The sequence below is a fragment of the Candidatus Terasakiella magnetica genome (assembly GCF_900093605.1).
GTDB lineage: Bacteria > Pseudomonadota > Alphaproteobacteria > Rhodospirillales > Terasakiellaceae > Terasakiella > Terasakiella magnetica.
Genome location: NZ_FLYE01000046.1, coordinates 187,300 through 204,668, shown reverse-complemented (window position 1 = coordinate 204,668; position 17,369 = coordinate 187,300). Strand labels below are relative to the sequence as shown.

At 46.7% G+C, this 17,369-nt stretch carries 20 protein-coding genes; 7 read left to right on the top strand and 13 right to left on the bottom strand.

What is annotated here, in order from left to right; genetic code table 11:
* Positions 1 to 26: 26 nt before the first annotated feature.
* On the bottom strand, positions 27 to 1,217 hold the full coding sequence (locus MTBPR1_RS15410; protein ID WP_240492932.1) for an MFS transporter: 1,191 nt from the start codon (positions 1,215 to 1,217) through the stop codon (positions 27 to 29).
* A 76-nt stretch (positions 1,218 to 1,293) separates the two neighbouring features.
* On the opposite strand from MTBPR1_RS15410, the gene MTBPR1_RS15405 reads away from it, so the two are divergent.
* Positions 1,294 to 2,103, top strand: coding sequence for an AraC family transcriptional regulator (locus tag MTBPR1_RS15405; protein ID WP_165602687.1), 810 nt, complete (start codon positions 1,294 to 1,296; stop codon positions 2,101 to 2,103).
* A complete protein-coding gene (locus tag MTBPR1_RS15400; RefSeq protein WP_069189910.1) occupies positions 2,100 to 2,846 on the top strand; it encodes a Stf0 family sulfotransferase in 747 nt (248 codons plus the stop codon). Before MTBPR1_RS15405 ends, MTBPR1_RS15400 begins: the two co-directional genes overlap by 4 nt.
* On the opposite strand, the gene MTBPR1_RS15395 is transcribed toward MTBPR1_RS15400, so the two are convergent.
* The 3 genes from MTBPR1_RS15395 to recA all read right to left on the bottom strand — a co-directional run bounded on the left by MTBPR1_RS15395 (position 2,840) and on the right by recA (position 7,320).
* Entirely contained in the window at positions 2,840 to 3,415 is a 576-nt protein-coding gene (locus MTBPR1_RS15395; RefSeq protein WP_069189909.1) for an NnrU family protein, read from the bottom strand. The two genes, MTBPR1_RS15400 and MTBPR1_RS15395, sit on opposite strands and share 7 nt — an antisense overlap.
* 25 nt (positions 3,416 to 3,440) lie before the next feature.
* Positions 3,441 to 6,080 (bottom strand): alanine--tRNA ligase, encoded by a 2,640-nt coding sequence (gene alaS / locus MTBPR1_RS15390; RefSeq protein ID WP_069189908.1) that lies wholly within the window; start codon positions 6,078 to 6,080, stop codon positions 3,441 to 3,443.
* A 169-nt stretch (positions 6,081 to 6,249) separates the two neighbouring features.
* The gene (gene recA, locus MTBPR1_RS15385) at positions 6,250 to 7,320 is read right to left on the bottom strand and encodes a recombinase RecA (RefSeq protein ID WP_069189907.1); all 1,071 of its coding nucleotides are present in this window, start codon (positions 7,318 to 7,320) and stop codon (positions 6,250 to 6,252) included.
* 437 nt (positions 7,321 to 7,757) lie between these two features.
* Here recA and MTBPR1_RS15380 point away from each other — a divergent pair, with 437 nt between their 5' ends.
* Positions 7,758 to 7,943 (top strand): hypothetical protein, encoded by a 186-nt coding sequence (locus tag MTBPR1_RS15380; RefSeq protein WP_069189906.1) that lies wholly within the window; start codon positions 7,758 to 7,760, stop codon positions 7,941 to 7,943.
* A gap of 19 nt (positions 7,944 to 7,962) precedes the next feature.
* Here MTBPR1_RS15380 and MTBPR1_RS15375 read toward each other — a convergent pair whose 3' ends face one another.
* Genes MTBPR1_RS15375 through flgB form a run of 7 tightly spaced genes read right to left on the bottom strand, consistent with a single transcriptional unit; the run spans position 7,963 to position 13,816 of the window.
* The gene (locus MTBPR1_RS15375; RefSeq protein WP_083223143.1) at positions 7,963 to 10,455 is read right to left on the bottom strand and encodes a hybrid sensor histidine kinase/response regulator; all 2,493 of its coding nucleotides are present in this window, start codon (positions 10,453 to 10,455) and stop codon (positions 7,963 to 7,965) included.
* Positions 10,452 to 11,522, bottom strand: coding sequence for a flagellar biosynthesis protein FlhB (gene flhB, locus MTBPR1_RS15370; RefSeq protein ID WP_069189905.1), 1,071 nt, complete (start codon positions 11,520 to 11,522; stop codon positions 10,452 to 10,454). Before flhB ends, MTBPR1_RS15375 begins: the two co-directional genes overlap by 4 nt.
* Before the next feature lie 24 nt (positions 11,523 to 11,546).
* Positions 11,547 to 12,308 (bottom strand): flagellar biosynthetic protein FliR, encoded by a 762-nt coding sequence (locus tag MTBPR1_RS15365; protein WP_069189904.1) that lies wholly within the window; start codon positions 12,306 to 12,308, stop codon positions 11,547 to 11,549.
* Between the two features lie 12 nt (positions 12,309 to 12,320).
* Positions 12,321 to 12,587, bottom strand: coding sequence for a flagellar biosynthesis protein FliQ (gene fliQ / locus MTBPR1_RS15360; RefSeq protein WP_069189903.1), 267 nt, complete (start codon positions 12,585 to 12,587; stop codon positions 12,321 to 12,323).
* A 12-nt stretch (positions 12,588 to 12,599) separates the two neighbouring features.
* On the bottom strand, positions 12,600 to 12,917 hold the full coding sequence (gene fliE, locus MTBPR1_RS15355) for a flagellar hook-basal body complex protein FliE (RefSeq protein ID WP_240492930.1): 318 nt from the start codon (positions 12,915 to 12,917) through the stop codon (positions 12,600 to 12,602).
* Positions 12,918 to 12,940: 23 nt separating this feature from the next.
* The gene (gene flgC, locus MTBPR1_RS15350) at positions 12,941 to 13,354 is read right to left on the bottom strand and encodes a flagellar basal body rod protein FlgC (protein WP_069189902.1); all 414 of its coding nucleotides are present in this window, start codon (positions 13,352 to 13,354) and stop codon (positions 12,941 to 12,943) included.
* Between the two features lie 60 nt (positions 13,355 to 13,414).
* A complete protein-coding gene (gene flgB, locus MTBPR1_RS15345; RefSeq protein ID WP_069189901.1) occupies positions 13,415 to 13,816 on the bottom strand; it encodes a flagellar basal body rod protein FlgB in 402 nt (133 codons plus the stop codon).
* Between the two features lie 233 nt (positions 13,817 to 14,049).
* Between flgB and MTBPR1_RS15340 the strand changes: the two genes are divergently transcribed.
* From MTBPR1_RS15340 to fliP, 4 genes are read left to right on the top strand one after another with little or no spacing between them, the layout of a single operon-like run.
* Positions 14,050 to 14,424 carry an EscU/YscU/HrcU family type III secretion system export apparatus switch protein gene (locus MTBPR1_RS15340; RefSeq protein WP_069189900.1) on the top strand — a complete coding sequence of 125 codons (375 nt, stop codon included), beginning with the start codon at positions 14,050 to 14,052 and terminating at the stop codon, positions 14,422 to 14,424.
* Positions 14,421 to 14,747, top strand: coding sequence for a hypothetical protein (locus MTBPR1_RS15335; RefSeq protein ID WP_069189899.1), 327 nt, complete (start codon positions 14,421 to 14,423; stop codon positions 14,745 to 14,747). The genes MTBPR1_RS15340 and MTBPR1_RS15335 overlap by 4 nt, the downstream gene beginning before the upstream one ends.
* Before the next feature lie 21 nt (positions 14,748 to 14,768).
* On the top strand, positions 14,769 to 15,104 hold the full coding sequence (locus tag MTBPR1_RS15330) for a FliO/MopB family protein (protein WP_069189898.1): 336 nt from the start codon (positions 14,769 to 14,771) through the stop codon (positions 15,102 to 15,104).
* Entirely contained in the window at positions 15,101 to 15,892 is a 792-nt protein-coding gene (fliP, locus tag MTBPR1_RS15325; protein WP_069189897.1) for a flagellar type III secretion system pore protein FliP, read from the top strand. Before MTBPR1_RS15330 ends, fliP begins: the two co-directional genes overlap by 4 nt.
* Positions 15,893 to 15,959: 67 nt before the next feature.
* Here fliP and speE read toward each other — a convergent pair whose 3' ends face one another.
* Both speE and speD read right to left on the bottom strand, forming a co-directional pair.
* A complete protein-coding gene (speE, locus tag MTBPR1_RS15320) occupies positions 15,960 to 16,805 on the bottom strand; it encodes a polyamine aminopropyltransferase (RefSeq protein ID WP_069189896.1) in 846 nt (281 codons plus the stop codon).
* Positions 16,802 to 17,290, bottom strand: a complete 489-nt coding sequence (gene speD, locus MTBPR1_RS15315) for an adenosylmethionine decarboxylase (RefSeq protein WP_069189895.1) — start codon at positions 17,288 to 17,290, stop codon at positions 16,802 to 16,804. Before speD ends, speE begins: the two co-directional genes overlap by 4 nt.
* Positions 17,291 to 17,369: the final 79 nt, after the last annotated feature.

Sequence of the window (17,369 nt, the reverse complement as noted above, 5' to 3'; positions counted from 1 at the left end):
TAAGGTGCAAGCCCCATATGATCAAGCTATTCTGCACCTTGAGCTGCTTTTCTCCAGCAAACCTCATTTCCCTCTTCAGGATAAACTGGCACAAAACGCGATAAAATAAGCGAGACAAAAGCCAAACCTGCCCCAGTGATAAATACTGCTGCTGGCGAGATGATCCACAACACACCATAAGCAGCAGGCAAAACCACCGCCGCAATATGATTAATGGTAAAGGAGACCCCAGCCGTAGGTGCCATATCGCGCGGGTCGGCAATTTTTTGAAAATAGGTTTTCATGGCAATCGCCATGGAGAAAAACAAATGATCTAAAATATAAAGCGCAACTGCCACCCATGGGTTTTGCACAAAGGCATAACCCACAAACACCACCACCAGACCGATATATTCCACACTGAGGGAGCGCCTCTCCCCCCACACCCCAATCAGTTTGCCGATTTTTGGGGCCAAGACCATATTAAGCGCGCCATTAATTAAAAACATGGCTGAAATGGCAGCGGCATCAAAACCAAACTTTTCCACCATCAAGAACCCGGCAAAAACCACAAAAATTTGACGCCGTGCCCCACTTAAAAACTGCAAGGCGTAATAAAGCCAATAGCGTTTGCGCAAGATGATTTTTTTATGTTGTTCCACCTCTTCAGGAAAGGAAGGAAAGGCAACCCAGCAATAAAGCGCCAACACCATGGTTGCCACACCGCCAATCACATACATTGTTTCCATAGTGTAATTAAACACATCCAGAAAGATCCAGCCCATCCCAAAGGCAACCAACGCGCCAAAGGAACCAATGGCACGCACCCGCCCCATATTATAGGCCGCCATTTTCTTATCAAACCACTGGAGCTGTAAAGATTGGTTGATGGTTTCAAAATAGTGAAAGCCAATGGACATCAAAACCGTTGTCACATAAAGCCCCATAACAGATGGGAAATAGCCCGTAATGGCTGTGCCAATGCCCAAAATCAAAAGCGAAACAATCGCCAAGGTCTGTTCGCGCATTAAAAAGAGAACAAACACCACGGCAAAGGCGAGAAAACCGGGAATTTCGCGCAAGGATTGAAGCACACCAATTTCAACCCCTGTGAAACTGGCCCGCTCAATGGCAAAGTTATTCAACAATGCCTGCCACACGCCAAATGCCAATGGCATGGCCGCTGCCATCACAAACAAGAGCATTTCCGGTCGTTTCCAAGACGCTGTCTTTGACATGGTCGTCATCCTCATCAGGCTATTCGCTTTATTGCCCTACTTTAAAACAAGGCTAAAATGTCGTATATACACATATATGACAAAACTTAACGCAAAAGAGACACTCGTTTCCACCTTTACCCCCTTTACAGCTGATGACGGGGTAGAGATCAAACGGCTGGAAGATATCCCGCGTGATATGACACTTCGCGAAGGTATCCGCGCCAAAGGGAGTGAGGCCCCACCCCATTGCCATGAATGGGGGCAATTGCTCTATGCCTCACAAGGGGTGATGCAGGTGATGGCACAAGGCTCCATCTGGGTTATCCCGCCACAGACCATACACAGCATCAAGGTGATCCAAAGCGTGACCATGCGCAATGTCTATTTTGCCCCTCATGTTATTGAAGGCCTCCCGCTTTCCTGTCAGGTCATGTCCATCAGTCCGCTGTTGCGTGAACTCATTGCTGAGGCAATTCACTACCCTGCCCTTTATGATCAAGATGCCATGCAAGGCCGGGTTTGCCGCCTTATACTGGATTGTTTAAAATCTGCCCCACGGGCCCCACTTCATCTGCCTGTCCCCACCAATGGCCCTATTGAAAAAATTGCCCATTTCTTAAAAGAAAACCCAAGTGATGAAGCCACCTTGCAAGATTGGGCACAACGGTTGAGCACCACAAGCCGCACATTAGCCCGAAATTTTAAAAAACAAACCGACATGACCTTTGGACAATGGCGCCAACAGGCCAGATTATTAGAAGCCTTAAGCCGCCTTGCTGCACATCAACCCATTGCCCATATCGCCCAGGACCTTGGCTATTCCTCCCAAAGTGCCTTTAGTGCTATGTTTAAAAAAGCACTTGGGGTCACCCCCGGTAATTATTTTAAGGATATGGATAGATGAACAGCCATCCCTTTAATGCCAGTGAATATGATCTCGCTGACTATAACCGCCCTGTGCGCACTTATATCCTTTGTACGGCACCACGATGTGGGGGGACATTGCTTGGCAGTCTTTTACAAGAAACGGGCAAAATGGGCATGCCCCATGAATATTTTCATCTACAGGAAAACACGCCAGAGCTTGCCCAAAACTGGGGCTTAGAAGCACCTGTTGAAACAGCACGTTATATTCAAACAGCCTTAAAAAAGCGCACCAGTGAAAATGGTGTTTTTGGCCTAAAAGCCCATTTTAGCCAGTTTGGTCCTTTACTAAGAAAAGCCCCTTTTCAAGAGTTTTTGAAAACAACAAAGGCCTATATTCACATCACCCGTAAAGACCTGTTAGCCCAAGCGGTATCTTATGCGATTGCGCACCAGACACGCCATTGGTCCAGCCTGCAACCCAGCCAGACTGAGGCGAAATATGATGAAGAGATGATTGAGAAATGCCTCAATGATATTTTAAATCAGAACACTGCCTGGCAAAAATTCTTTGCCCTAAACAATATCGCGCCAATTACGCTGAGCTATGAACAGCTGCTTGAAGATACCAATCACCATTGCCAGAAAATATGCAAAGCAGTTGGTGTTGAAGATGTCGCGCCCTTTAAGCTGGAAAGCTCACCTTTGGCAAAACAGCGCAATCAGATGAATGAAGACTGGATTGAGCGTTTTAGAAAGTCCAAGAACAGCTTTAATCAGTGACGTTTTACGGTCAGGTCAATACCTGAAAAATATTCATGGCCCATCACAAGGGCGATAAAAATCACAAAGCCAATGGCAGCGGCAATCACGCCTTTATGGGGCAGTTGCTTAGCTGGCGGTATAAAGGCCCCATCGCGTTTATTCAGCAAAAAGATAGTCGAGATAGACCAAGCAGCTAATCCACCAAACAAGACAACAGCGTGTAAATCCCCATTCATCAGCATATGGGCAATGGCCCACAGGCTAAAGCCCGTTAGTTGAGGATGGCGGATTACGCGTTGGAAATTGCATTTCACCTTGGCTGCTGCCATCAAGACAAAACCGGCAAGGATCATCGCGAGTGCGGGGAAAGCCACAATATTATAGATATCATAAAGCGGCGTCACCGTATTGATAGAGCGCCAGCCCAACACCATTAAGCCGACAGAAGCCAGCACCACAAGGGCAAAAAGCCCTTTATACGGCATCTCGCCCAAACGCGCGACAAGACGCGCGCGCATATCCGGTGCAACAACCGGGATCATATGGGCGGAGATCCATAGCCAGAGGCCAAGAATTATCGTTTCCATTACTCTTGCCTCTTATTTATTTAAATTAACCCGCAATGGCTGCTTCAATCGCAGCCAAAGCAGCATCAGCCTTATCCCCATCAGGGCCACCAGCTTGGGCCATGTCAGGGCGACCACCGCCACCTTTACCACCAACTGCAGCAGACCCTGCACGCACCAGATCAACGGCACTATGACTATCTTTCAAATCATCCGTAACACCAACAACAAGAGAGGCTTTACCATCATTCACAGAAATCGCCGCACAGATGCCCGAACCGATCTGATTCTTCATCTCATCAACCATGGACTTAAGTTCTTTACCGGGAATACCGTCAAGAACCTTGCCCATATATTTAACACCCTCAACCTCTTTAACTTCAGAGGCAGAACCAGAAGCACCCCCTGTTGCCAATTTTTTGCGAAGATCAGCGATTTCACGCTCCATCTTCTTGCGCTCATCAAGCAAAGCTTCAACGCGCGAGGCCACTTTAGCCGGTGTTGATTTCAAAAGTGCTGCGGTTTCATTTAAGCGTTCTTCTTGTTCTGCCAGATAAGCCACAGCAGCTGAGCCCGTAAGTGCTTCAATACGGCGCACACCAGCAGCCACTGCACCTTCGCTCAACACTTTAAACAGGCCGATATCGCCTGTGCGTTTAACGTGCGTTCCGCCACATAGCTCAACAGAGAAGTTTTTACCTGCTTCATCACCCATGGCAACAACGCGGACTTCATCGCCGTATTTCTCACCAAAGAGCGCCATCGCCCCTTGTTCAATGGCTTCATCCGGTGTCATCAAACGGGTGACAACTTCGGTGTTGGAGCGAACTTGTGCATTTACCTTGGCTTCAACAGCCGCAATTTCTTCTGCGCTCAAGCCTTTGTTATGGGCAATATCAAAACGCAGACGTTCTTCTGCTACCAAGGAACCTTTCTGAGTGACATGATCACCCAGTTCCTGTTGCAAAGCTTTATGCAATAAGTGAGTTGCAGAGTGGTTTGAACGAATGGAGGAGCGACGTGTGTTATCCACTTCAGCAGAAACATCTTCGCCAACAGAAATCACACCACCTTTAACTTTACCCACATGTAGGTAAAGCGAATGAATGCGTTTTTGTGTATCTGAAATCTCAACTTCGGCAATATCACCGACTTTAAGAAGACCTTTATCGCCTTCCTGACCACCGCTTTCTGCATAAAAAGGTGTCTGGTTCAAAAGCACGATCACTTCTGTGCCCGGTTGGGCGCGGTCAACTTCTTTGCCATCCACAACGATGGAGACGATTTGTCCTTCCGCTGTTTCTGTATCGTAGCCCAAGAAATCGGTTGCGCCGACTTTTTCTTTTAAGTCAAACCACAAAGCCTCATCGGCTTGCCCGCCAGAACCGGACCAGTTTTTACGGGCTTCTGCGCGTTGTTTTTCCATGGCGGTTTCGAAACCATCCATATCCACGCCGATATTTTTAGGCTTTAGGGCATCTTGGGTTAAATCAACTGGGAAGCCATAGGTGTCATACAGTTTAAAGGCCACATCACCTTTAAGCTCATCACCTTCACCAAGTTCTTTTGTCTCTGCATCCAAGAGCGAGAGACCACGATCAAGCAGCTTTTTAAAGCGTGCTTCTTCAAGTTCCAACGTTTCCGTAATCAACGCTTCTGCACGTGTTAGCTCAGGGAAAGCTTGACCCATCAAAGATGTTAGAGTGGGCACAAGCTTATGCAACAACGGGTCTTTCGCCCCAATGATATGAGCATGACGCATGGCGCGGCGCATGATACGACGCAGCACATAGCCACGACCTTCATTGGACGGCAAAACACCATCAGCGAGCAAGAACGCACTTGAGCGTAAATGGTCGGCGATTACGCGGTGGGATGTATTGAAATCACCATCTGCATCCGTTGAAGATTTATCAGCAGAAGCCTCGATCAGTTTGCGCAAGAGGTCCACATTATAGTTATCATGGGTGCCTTGCATGACAGCGGCAATACGTTCCAGCCCCATGCCTGTATCGATCGATGGTTTGGGCAGGTTCAAACGTTCATCAGCCGTTTGCTCATACTGCATGAACACGAGGTTCCAAATCTCGATAAAACGATCACCATCTTCTTCAGGTGAGCCCGGAGGGCCACCCCAGATGTGATCGCCATGATCAAAGAAAATCTCTGAACAAGGACCACAAGGGCCCGTATCGCCCATAGCCCAGAAGTTATCTGAGGTCGGGATCCTGATGATTTTATCATCACTTAGGCCCGCAATTTTTTTCCACAGATCAAAAGCTTCGTCATCTTCATGATAAACCGTGACGAGCAGTTTGTCTTTGGGCAGGCCGAATTCCTTAGTGATCAGGTTCCAGGCGAGCTCAATGGCATTGTCTTTAAAATAATCACCAAAAGAGAAGTTCCCCAACATTTCAAAGAATGTATGGTGACGCGCTGTAAAGCCAACATTTTCAAGGTCGTTATGTTTACCACCGGCGCGCACACATTTTTGTGATGTGGTCGCACGGCTATACTCACGTTTTTCAACCCCTGTGAAAACATTTTTGAACTGCACCATCCCTGCGTTTGTAAACATCAAGGTCGGGTCATTTCGTGGCACAAGAGGAGATGAATCTACAATCTCGTGACCATTTTTACCGAAATACTCAAGAAACGTTTTACGGATGTCGTTCGCACTTTGCATAGGTCTTCACTTTAAGTGGTTATCATGAATTCAAGAGTGTCGTTTTTACCGTGCAAATTCTGCCCTGTCCAGCGTAACTCCTGAATCCTTATCATTTTGTATCCAAAAAAAACGAGCCCTAAACAAGGTTGCTTAGGGCTCGTTTCATTATACCATCATGTCGACGAACTTAATCGTCATCCCCTTTGGCAGGTTCACCCGTTGTCATGGCATCAGAAATCAGCCCTGCATTTTGGCGAATAAGGGTTTCAATTTCCTGTGTCATTTCAGTATTTTCACGCAAGAAATTCTTGGCATTCTCACGCCCCTGACCAATGCGTGTGGAATTATAAGAGAACCACGAACCGGATTTTTCAACAATCCCGCCTTTAACACCCAGATCAAGGATTTCACCCATTTTGGAAATGCCTTCACCATACATAATGTCAAATTCAACGGTACGGAACGGCGGTGCCATCTTGTTCTTCACAACTTTCACACGGGTCTGGTTACCCACCACTTCATCACGGTCCTTGATCTGACCGATACGGCGAATTTCCATGCGGATAGAAGAATAGAATTTAAGGGCGTTACCACCTGTTGTGGTTTCAGGGTTACCAAACATCACACCAATTTTCATACGGATCTGGTTGATGAAAATCACCAATGTGTTGGAACGTGAAACCGACGAGGTTAATTTACGCAAAGCTTGGCTCATCAAACGCGCTTGCAGGCCAACGTGGGTATCGCCCATCTCGCCTTCAAGTTCAGCGCGCGGCACAAGGGCGGCCACACTATCAATGATCAAGACATCAACCGCACCACTGCGCACCAATGTATCGGTAATTTCCAAAGCCTGCTCACCCGCATCAGGTTGGGAGATCAACAGATCATCCACATTACAGCCCAGTTTCTGGGCATAAGCCGGATCAAGTGCATGCTCGGCATCCACAAAGGCGCAGGTGCCGCCATTTTTCTGGGCTTCAGCCACAATATGCAGGGCCAAAGTTGTTTTACCGGAACTTTCAGGACCATAAACCTCAACGACACGCCCCTTTGGCACACCGCCGATCCCAAGACCGATATCAAGGCCCAAAGAACCTGTTGAAATAACTTCTGTTTCCACCGCGTTTTCACGCTGGCCCAACTTCATAATGGAGCCTTTGCCAAAAGATCGTTCGATCTGTGCGACTGCTGCTTCCAATGCTTTATTTTTATCCATTGTATCCTTATCCACGAGCTTTAGTGCGGTCTGAGACATATCAGTACTCCCTTATTCCACAAGTAACAGGGCCGTTGCAATTGATTTAAATGTACTCATAATGTTCTCATTAGCAAGAACATTTGTGAACTCATTGTTTTTAAATACTCTTTTTTACAATGTTCTCATTAAATTCTATGCGAATCGGATATAGGAACATCCGATTCTCCATTATTGCGTAGCAAGGAGCTCTACTTTTTTCTTATCTTTTGATTGCCTTTATTGTCCTTTTTTTGATATTCAATCTACAGATGGGCTCAAAAGATTGATTCAGATCAATCAATCTTTCGAAAAGCCCAGTTAATAAGGGACCAAAGAGTAGAAAGTAACACGGGGTGTTTATACAGCATTGTTAAAAACAGCTGTAGAACTCGCGTTTAACGCGACTAAATCCGAAATAAAGCTAACCTTATTGAATTACATGGAGTTTAAAATCAATGTCACAGTATCAAATTCAAGCAAACCTTACCTTTGACACAACCATTAAAAAAGTTGCCCTTAAGGTTACAGCTCAAAATGAAGATGATGCCAAAGCAAAATTCACCCAAAAAGCAGAAGCACATTATACATCTTCACTTGGGAAGATTGTTGAAATTGATTTTAAGGGCGTTGATCGCCTCTAACCCAAAAAAAGCCTGTCTGTTAAATCTCGCCCAGAACTTCTTTCACTTTATAGGCGAGGTCTTTCAGCTTAAACGGTTTAGGCAGGAAGTGAATGGTCGGGTCATTTTCAATACCTTCAGGAATGACGTCTTCAGCATAGCCTGACATGAAGATCACTTTCATATCAGGCACTTGCGTGCGCACCAACTCAATGAGGTCAGGGCCTTTCATGCCCGGCATCACCACATCGGTGATAATGAGGTCAATATTATTGGCCTCTGACTTCATGATCTCCCATGCTAGATCACCACTGGAAGCCTCCAGCACTTCATAGCCCTTCGCGCTCAGTGCACGCGCACCAAACAAACGCACAGGGTCTTCATCTTCCACCAACAAAATGGTTGCCGTTCCGGTAAGATCGGCATGATCAAACAGATCAGGCTGGGCTTTTTTCTCTTCCTTAGGGGCCTCGGCATCTTCTTCGATGGCGGGGAAGAAAATGGTGAAGGTCGTGCCCTGTCCAATAATACTATCGACAAAAATATAACCATCCGTCTGGCGCACAATACCGTAAACGGTTGATAGCCCAAGCCCGGTTCCCTTATCCACATCTTTGGTGGTAAAGAACGGCTCGAAAATCTTGGTCAGGTTTTCTTTTGCAATACCACAGCCCGTATCAGAAACTTCCACACAAACATATTGTCCCGGTGGCATAGTGTCATGGGCCTGCTCAACAGCCTCGTTAATTTCCGCATTCAGGGTGCGAATAATCACTTCGCCTTCCCCATTCATGGCATGTCCGGCATTAACGGCCAAATTCACCACCACTTGTTCAAGCTGCCCTGTATCCACGCGAATTTGGTTAAGGTCGCGACCATGTTCAATGCGCAGATGTACAGTCTCCCCTAAAGAGCGATTCAACATGGCAGACAGGTCTGAAATTACTTCTGAAATATCAACAATTTTGGGACGCAGTGTCTGCTTGCGTGAAAAGGCTAAAAGCTGGCGCACAAGATCGGTTGCCCGGTTACCACTTTGATAAATCTGCTGCAATTCCTGATGATCAGGATCACCCTTTGGATGGCGCTCCAACAGAATTTCGCAAAAACCGGTCAAGGCGGTCAACACGTTATTGAAATCATGGGCTACTCCACCTGCGAGTTGACCAATGGCCTGCATTTTCTGGGCTTGAGTAAATTGCAGCTCAAGATCGCGCTGTTCAGTTGCATCAATAAAGTGCAGCACAAGCCCACTGATCTGCCCGGCCTCATCTTCCATGTGCCCGGCAAAAACACTCACCGTCAACATACGGCCTTTTGCGGTTTGCATCTGTACATCAAAACGCACAGCCGCAATGGTCCCCATGGCCACTTTGCCGAGCTGACGTGTGGCGTCTTCATGATAATCCTGCTTGATCTGGTCAAATAAAGGCCGCCCGACAATGGCATCTTGATGGCGCCCGAGCATTTTAAGAAAGGCCCGGTTGCAATCCACCACCGTGCGGTCCAAGTCCAGCACGGCAATCCCCACAGGTGCTTCATTAAACAGCCAGCGCACCCGTGGATCAAAGCCAAGAGCGGCTTTTTGAGAGTTTTGTGAGGGGCGTTCTGTTGCCACAGAGCCAAATTCGATACCTTCGCGCAAAACAACACAGCGATTATGCACGAACTGGCCTTGCTCATCATAAAGCTCAGTTTGGCGCACATGAACTTCAAAAGGTTTGCTATCTGCGCCCTTCAGGCTCATCGCCCCTTTGGCCCCGTCTTTCAGTTCCACCACAAAATCAGATAGGCCCAAGCCACTGGCGCGCACCATTTCCGGTGAGACTCCAAGCCAGTCACCTAAGGTCTGGTTCACAAAACGAAAGCGCCCTTGCTGATCTGAACTGAAAAAACCGATGGGTAGATTATCGACAAAATCAAAGGTCTGGCGAAACTCTTTGCGTTGCGCGGTTTCCATTTCCCGGCGCGCACTCACATCACGCATCAGCCAAAGTGAAAAGCCCACAGGTTTGCCAAGCGGGGCAACTGAAATACGGCGCCATTCACGACTGCCATTGGTTAAGCGAATAGGGATTTCCGTATGGTCGCCAATACCGTTTCTCGCATTGGCTTGCAGACGTTTAAATTCCTCAATAGCATGATCGCCATCAAGAAGATCAATAATACCAGCCAGTTCCACCTTACCCGGCATTAAGGGCATTAAGCGTTTAAAGCCCGGATTGGCATAGACGGTTGAGCCATCACGCGCGGTTATCAGGCGGGCTTCGGGCAAAACATCAATGGCTTGGCGCAATAAATCACCAAAAGCACCTGCGTTACCCGCAGACCCAATGGCCCAGCCGAGCATAGAAAGACAGATCATAGATAAAAGTAATGGCACATAGGTCCATGCCACATGGGCCTCAATCAAAAAATGATTACCTGCAGCCAGCAACAAGGTCGCCCACGCACATAAACCCCAGCTGACGGGTTGGCGGACCATACGGTTGGCGCGTCTTTTTAAACGCATAGACAGGCTTAATGGCTTCATTGATTGAGCTGCCCTTTCAAACGCATAACATAACCGATTACTTCTGCCACCGCGGCATAATGTTCTGCCGGAATTTCCTGATCGATCTCAACACTGGCATAAAGTGCGCGCGCTAAGGGCGGGTTTTCCACAATCGGAACTTCATTGGCTTCACCAACCTCACGAATACGCATGGCAAGATCGTCCATGCCCTTTGCGACCAATTTAGGGGCCTGCATATCATCCTGTTTATATTCCAATGCACAGGCGTAATGGGTCGGGTTGGTCACGATCACATCAGAGGTCGGCACCGCTGCCATCATACGCTGGCGCGCACGTTCCATACGTAACTGACGAATTTTCGCCTTGATCTGTGGGTCACCTTCGGACTGTTTATGCTCATCCTTGACTTCCTGCTTGGTCATTTTCATCTGTTTCATGAAGGTATAGCGCTGATAAGCAAAATCGAGCCCGGCAATCAAAGACATTAACGCCGTTACCGTAATCAAAATATAAATGGAAACGTCATACATGAGTTCTAAAAGCTGGAAGACATCATAAGACGGTAAAATTTCCACGTTGGTATAAACAGGTAAAACAACCGCAAAGGCCGCCCCGCCAACCAAGGTCATTTTGAAAATGGTTTTAACCAGTTCCACAACAGAGCGCACCGAAACCATTTTCTTGATCCCTTTTTTCAAAGAGATATTTGATAGTTTCGGCTCAATCTTCTTAGGTGCCCAGATCATACCTGTCTGAAACACACCTGAAAGCACGGCTGTAATCATAAAAGCAAAGAGAAGCGGCAGAACACGGATGCCCATATCGCTGAGCATCTGTTCAAACAACACAATAATGCTGTTTTCATCAATGCGTACCTGATAGCCATCTGCCCAGTAAAAAATAATCGGTTCTACAACGCTTTTGGCAAAATACGGCCCGATAAACATGACGAACAAGGCAGCAGAAAAGAACGTCGCCCAGCTTTTAATCTCTTGCGACTGTGAGACCTGACCTTCTTCCTTTGCCTTGGAAAGTTTCTTCTCGGTCGGTTCTTCTGTTTTTGACGCGTCGTCTTCTTCTGCCATATCAATCCTTTAAATCGTCTCTTTTTACGGTTCCAAGAAACCGATGAGACCATTTTGATAATAGGTCAAGAATACCATCATAATGCCAGAGATTGTAAACATTAGCATTAGCAACGCGAGCAAAATCTGCGCGGGCATGGCGACGAAATAAACCTGAAACTGCGGGTTTAGGCGGCTGATCAACCCCATGGAGAGTTGAAAACCAAAAGACATTAAAATAAAGGGCGAAGCCAATTCCACCCCGATCTTAAAAGCATCGGCGACAGTGCGGGTCATAAAACTAGCAAAATCCCCAATGGGCGGCATTTTTCCGGGCTCAAACAGGCTGTAGCTATCCACAATAGCCGTTAACATCAAATGATGAAGGTCGGTGACAAAAATGGTGATCAGGGCTAAATTCACAAAGAAAGTCGCAATGATTGAGCCCTGAGCCTGTGAGACCGCATCAAATGAGAAGGCGTTTGAAAGCGAAGCCACAAAGGCGATGATCGTACCCAGCACATGCATGGCGCTCAACATAATTGCCATCAACATGCCAAAGAAAAACCCCACCAGAATTTCCCCACCAAGCAGAACCATCAATTCCAAAGGGTGTATGGGAAAAGGCGGGAAATTTTCTGAAACCGCTGGCACCAAAATAAAAGCCAGCATCAACCCCAACATCAAGCGTACCCGTACAGAAACAAATGACGCACTAATCCCCGGCATGACGATTAAAGCCCCGCTCATACGAGCAAAGATCAAGCCAAAATGAAAAATGTTGAAAGTGAAGATTTCGCTGAGCATCAAATATGCCCGCTATCCAAGGGCAATGATCTTGTCAAAGATCGTTTCCCCAAAGGCGACCATATTATTGATCATGTAGGGTAGCATGACCATCAGTGCAAAAAAGATCACGATGATTTTAGGAACGAACACAAGGGTCATTTCCTGAATGGAGGTCAGGGCCTGAAACAGGGCAATCAACAGGCCGATGACCAGACCCGCAATCAAAATGGGGCCACCTGTTTGCAGGATGACCCAAAATGCCTCGCGACCAATTTCAATTACACCAACATCATTCATAAAATGTCACCGTTAAATCGGCATCTTGATGATGTCTTGATAGGCCTGAATGACCTTATCGCGCACGGTTGTCACGGCTTGCAATGTCACTTCAGCCTCTGCAACTGCGGTCACAACATCATTTACATCAGCCTGACCAGCCGCTGCTTTTAAAGACATGGCTTCGGATTTATACCCAATACTTGCCGCTTCTTGAACAGCTTCTTTCAACAGGTCTGCAAAACCGCCTTCTTCTGCCTGCTTGGTACTATCAAGCGTCGGCAGGTTGTTCATTTCTTGGGCTTGTTTGGCATAGGCGGCTGCCGCAGAAGCCATCATATTATCAGCCATATCCTCTATCCTTCCTCATGCGCTTAGCGCAAAATCCCAATACTTTGTTGCAACATTTTCTTTGACGCCTTGATGGTATTTACATTGGCTTCATAAGAACGCTGTGCTTCGCGCATATCCATCATTTCAATCAATGAATTGACGTTGGGGCGCAAAACATACCCGTTTTCATCCGCAGCCGGATGGGCCGGGTCAAAAAACTTTTTAAAGTTTGCCGTACTGTCTTCTTTTACTTTATGGACACGCACCGTATGAGCGTCAATATTTTTATCCAACTCATTGCGAAACAGGATCTTTTTACGACGGTACGGGTTCTCGCCCGGTTTTGTCGGTAAAGAGTCCGCGTTGGCCACGTTTTCAGAAATCACACGCAGGCGCGCGCCTTGCACTTTCATGCCCGCTGTGGAAATACGCATACTTTTGAAAAGATCATCCATAATTGAACCTCAAAACCTCTTTGGCCCTCATCTCAATAAAAAACAAGAAAAAGAAACGCCCTATCTCTTGCCCAGTGCGATTCGGAACAACTGCATATTCTTTTTATACACTTGTGTGGTCAATTCGTGATCTACTTGCGTCTCACTCATTTTCGTCATTTGCTCTTCCAAAACCACCTGGTTTTTGTTGATAGATGATTCATATGGTTTTGGTTCATCTGTTGCATAATCACGAATGCGCGCCGCTTGCACACCGATATGGTTCGGGTTGGTGCCGATCGGTTGGACATGCATAGACTGACGCCGCATCAAATCTTTGAAATTGAACGGTTTTAAGTCTTTAGCGACATATTTTGGTGTATCGGCGTTTGCGATATTATCCGCCAATACTTCCTGTCTATTTCCAATGTAGTCCATCCGCTTTTTCAACACAGCGAACAGAGACATTTTACCTAAGTCCATTTCGAACTCCTAAACTGACACATGCCCTCGACCTCCCAAGAACAAAATCAGCATATAGTAAAAACGCACACGTATTTTGCCCATTGGTACCAATTTACTATGCAGCCCCTATATTAACAAATGGTAAAGGGCAGTGTAAGTGTTTTTATTATATGGGGTTCTTTAAGATTTTTTAAAAGTCTTTAGAATAAGATATTCAAGTACCCCTTCCCTATGGCTGGAAATCAATATCCGTGAGCGACATTAAGAAAAAATTGCCAGAACATTTTGACCCCGACCAAATTGCGGTCGCGCTTAAATATGACGGCATTGAAGATAAGGCGCCTGAAATCCTTGCCTCTGGTCACGGTGCGGTTGCTGAACAGATTTTACAAATCGCCTTTGCCGAAGGGGTGAAGGTGCGCGAAGATGCCGATCTTGCCCAAATCCTCAGTCTTTTGGATGTGGGCGAAGAAATCCCCATTGAGGCTTTTGCAACGGTTGCAGAAATCCTGTCATATGTGTATCAGGCTAATGGTCAACCCTTTCCCGGTGTCGATACACCTTTAAAACCAAATCCCGATACAATGTTGGACAGCCTTGATGAGGAGGAAAAGAACACAGAATGACGACTCCTTTAGATATCCAACAACAAATCGCAAAAATTTCAGCTTTTATTGAAACTGCTGAAAAGCTCATCTATCAGGAAAAGATGGTTGATGTGGCCGCCCTTGAAGCCCACACGACCCAGCTGTGCTTCGAGCTTGAAAAGCTCCCTCCAAAAGAAGCAAAACCACTTCTGCCCCAAATCGAAAACCTTTTTAATGCGATTGAACGGCTGGAAAAAGATTTAAATATGCAGCATGATGCGCTGACTGAGCGCTTGCAGTTTAACCAAGGACATGTCAATCCTTTGATGGCACAAGAAGTCAGTGATGACGAAGATGAGTAATTTTAAGGATCTTGATTAAAGATGGATATCGCGGACTATCTACGCTTTGTGTTTGCACTTGCCTTTGTGATTGCACTCATCGGCTTGCTCGCCTTTATGGCCAAGCGCTATGGTATGGGCTATCGCAATATCCCCAGAACTGCTAAAAGACGTTTAAGCATTTCAGAAATCATGCCCTTAGATGGGAAACGCCGTTTGGTTTTAATCAAACGCGATGATAAAGAACATCTACTGGTTATTGGCGGAACAACGGACCTTGTTGTGGAACAGAACATCATTGAAGACGATATGAGTTTTTCCGAGCATCTCAACAACACGCCTTCTTCACAAGAGATTGAGGAGGTTGAAAAAGCATGACCAAAGGACAGGTTTTAAAACTCTCTCTAAGCGGCGGCTTTATTTCAGGCCTTGCCTTCATGGTGATGGCGCTGTTCAATTCAGAAGCGCTGGCCCAAAGCTTTACCCTTGATTTTGGGGACCCAAACGTAGGCGGGCCGGAAAGTACCACCTCGCGCATCATTCAGTTGATCGCCCTTACAACGGTCCTGTCCATCGCGCCCAGTATCCTGATTATGGTGACCTCCTTTACCCGCCTGGTCATTGTCTTTAGCTTCTTGCGTACCGCCATGGGGACCCAGCAAGCCCCGCCCAACCAAGTGATTGTCTCACTTGCCCTGTTTTTAACCTTCTTCATCATGATGCCCACTTTTGAAGCAGCTTATGATGAAGGTTTAAAACCCTATATGGAAGGCGACCTTGAAGAAATCGCCGCCTTTGAAAAAACGGTACAACCCTTTCAACGTTTCATGATGCAACATGTGCGTGATAAAGACCTTGATCTCTTTTTAGGCATCGCTCAAGTATCACCAGATATTGCCCCGGATGCTGTTCCGCTTAAAGCGCTTATTCCGGCCTTTATTATTTCAGAACTGCGCCGCGCCTTTGAGATCGGCTTTCTCTTATTCATCCCGTTTTTGGTCATTGATATGATCGTGGCCTCGGTGCTCATGTCCATGGGTATGATGATGCTGCCGCCGATTATTATCGCCCTGCCCTTTAAGATCATCTTCTTCGTACTGGTGGATGGCTGGTACATGCTTGTCGGCTCGCTCGTTAAGAGCTTCGGCCAAGGCATATTAGAATGAAGAAAGGGCTCCTTGCACAAACAAGAAGCCCTTTTCACATGGCGCGATCAAAACCAGCGTAAATGATTTACTTCAACAATTTTTCAATATAGCGCGGCAAAGAAAAGGCCCCGACATGCACACCCGGCGTGTAATAGTTGGTCTCAAAACCTGCTGCCACAAAACGCTCGTTAATCACATCAACCGATTGTGTGCGCGCGTTTTCATCATTTGACGCCCAGGCAAGGGTCATAAAACCACCCACATAGGTTGGCACAGCCACCACATAAAAAGACATATCCTTAAAGTGCGGGGACATACGTTCCTGCGTTGTGGTGATTTCATCGCCTTGGAAAAACGGCACACCATTTTGCGTGACCAAAATGCCTTTTTCGCTCAAACAACGCTGGCAGTCTTGATAAAATTCGGAAGTAAAGAGTACTTCACCCGGCCCGATGGGGTCTGTTGAATCCACAATGATCACATCAAAGCGCTCAGTTGTTTCTTTCACAAACTTTAGACCATCAGCGATAACCAGATTACAACGCTCATTTTCAAAAGCGCCCGCACTGTGATCAGGGAAATATTTTTTTGACATTTCCACAACGGAAGCATCAATTTCCACCATGGTGCATTGGATGTCTTTATGGCGCAGCACTTCGCGCAACACACCACCATCACCCCCACCAATGATCAAAACCTTCTTGGCCTCCCCATGGGCCATGATCGGCACGTGGGAGATCATCTCATGATAGACAAACTCATCACGATCAGTTGTTTGGGTAACCCCATCAAGCATCATCACCCGACCAAAGAAATCATTTTCAAAAATGATCAGATCTTGATGTTCTGTCTTTTCTTCAAACAAAACATCCGTGGCTTTAAAGCGTTGTTGATAGTCCGCATAAAGGGTTTCTGAAATCCAGCGACTCATACGTCTTTTCCTCGCAGTTGCTCATCCACATCCACACGATCAGGTGTGAAGGCGTCTTCAAGGAAAGGAACGGCTTTATGCGGGTCACAATCACCACACATAAACACATCCAAGGCCGCATAAGACGCCTCAGGCCATGTGTGGATGCTGATATGAGACTCAGCCAGCACCAATACGCCAGAGACACCACCGTTGGGCTCAAAATGATGGAGATGACAATGCAGGATGGTTGCCCCTGCTGCATCTGCACCGGCGCGCAACGTGCGTTCAATCAAATCAATATCATCCAGCTTGCTTGCACCCCAAAGGTCAATCAGCAAGTGGGTTCCGGCATAACGTATGCCGTTTCGTTCGATAAAATAGTCTTTGTTATTTTCAATCACGGCAAAGCCTGATTGAGTGTCTTCATTTTCGCGGATCTGGGTCTCGCTCGGTGTCGTCCCCGAGTCCATCCCCAGTTCGGCAAGAGCAGCTGTTTTAGCCATTTCTAACCCTTTTCCAAACCAGTAGATAGAGGCACCGCAAATTAATCTCTGCGGACAAGGCGACGTGAATGCCTGAGTT

Excerpts from the sequence above, each read along its gene's own strand:
- MTBPR1_RS15400 (WP_069189910.1), top strand. The coding sequence starts at position 2,100 with ATGAACAGCCATCCCTTTAATGCCAGTGAATATGATCTCGCTGACTAT.
- MTBPR1_RS15375 (WP_083223143.1), bottom strand. The coding sequence starts at position 10,455 with ATGAAGCCATTAAGCCTGTCTATGCGTTTAAAAAGACGCGCCAACCGT.
- flhB (WP_069189905.1), bottom strand. The coding sequence starts at position 11,522 with ATGGCAGAAGAAGACGACGCGTCAAAAACAGAAGAACCGACCGAGAAG.
- MTBPR1_RS15380 (WP_069189906.1), top strand. The coding sequence starts at position 7,758 with ATGTCACAGTATCAAATTCAAGCAAACCTTACCTTTGACACAACCATT.
- MTBPR1_RS15335 (WP_069189899.1), top strand. The coding sequence starts at position 14,421 with ATGACGACTCCTTTAGATATCCAACAACAAATCGCAAAAATTTCAGCT.
- recA (WP_069189907.1), bottom strand. The coding sequence starts at position 7,320 with ATGTCTCAGACCGCACTAAAGCTCGTGGATAAGGATACAATGGATAAA.
- MTBPR1_RS15395 (WP_069189909.1), bottom strand. The coding sequence starts at position 3,415 with ATGGAAACGATAATTCTTGGCCTCTGGCTATGGATCTCCGCCCATATG.
- MTBPR1_RS15365 (WP_069189904.1), bottom strand. The coding sequence starts at position 12,308 with ATGCTCAGCGAAATCTTCACTTTCAACATTTTTCATTTTGGCTTGATC.
- fliE (WP_240492930.1), bottom strand. The coding sequence starts at position 12,917 with ATGGCTGATAATATGATGGCTTCTGCGGCAGCCGCCTATGCCAAACAA.
- speD (WP_069189895.1), bottom strand. The coding sequence starts at position 17,290 with ATGGCTAAAACAGCTGCTCTTGCCGAACTGGGGATGGACTCGGGGACG.
- fliQ (WP_069189903.1), bottom strand. The coding sequence starts at position 12,587 with ATGAATGATGTTGGTGTAATTGAAATTGGTCGCGAGGCATTTTGGGTC.
- MTBPR1_RS15405 (WP_165602687.1), top strand. The coding sequence starts at position 1,294 with ATGACAAAACTTAACGCAAAAGAGACACTCGTTTCCACCTTTACCCCC.
- alaS (WP_069189908.1), bottom strand. The coding sequence starts at position 6,080 with ATGCAAAGTGCGAACGACATCCGTAAAACGTTTCTTGAGTATTTCGGT.
- flgC (WP_069189902.1), bottom strand. The coding sequence starts at position 13,354 with ATGGATGATCTTTTCAAAAGTATGCGTATTTCCACAGCGGGCATGAAA.
- fliP (WP_069189897.1), top strand. The coding sequence starts at position 15,101 with ATGACCAAAGGACAGGTTTTAAAACTCTCTCTAAGCGGCGGCTTTATT.
- flgB (WP_069189901.1), bottom strand. The coding sequence starts at position 13,816 with ATGGACTTAGGTAAAATGTCTCTGTTCGCTGTGTTGAAAAAGCGGATG.
- speE (WP_069189896.1), bottom strand. The coding sequence starts at position 16,805 with ATGAGTCGCTGGATTTCAGAAACCCTTTATGCGGACTATCAACAACGC.
- MTBPR1_RS15410 (WP_240492932.1), bottom strand. The coding sequence starts at position 1,217 with ATGTCAAAGACAGCGTCTTGGAAACGACCGGAAATGCTCTTGTTTGTG.
- MTBPR1_RS15330 (WP_069189898.1), top strand. The coding sequence starts at position 14,769 with ATGGATATCGCGGACTATCTACGCTTTGTGTTTGCACTTGCCTTTGTG.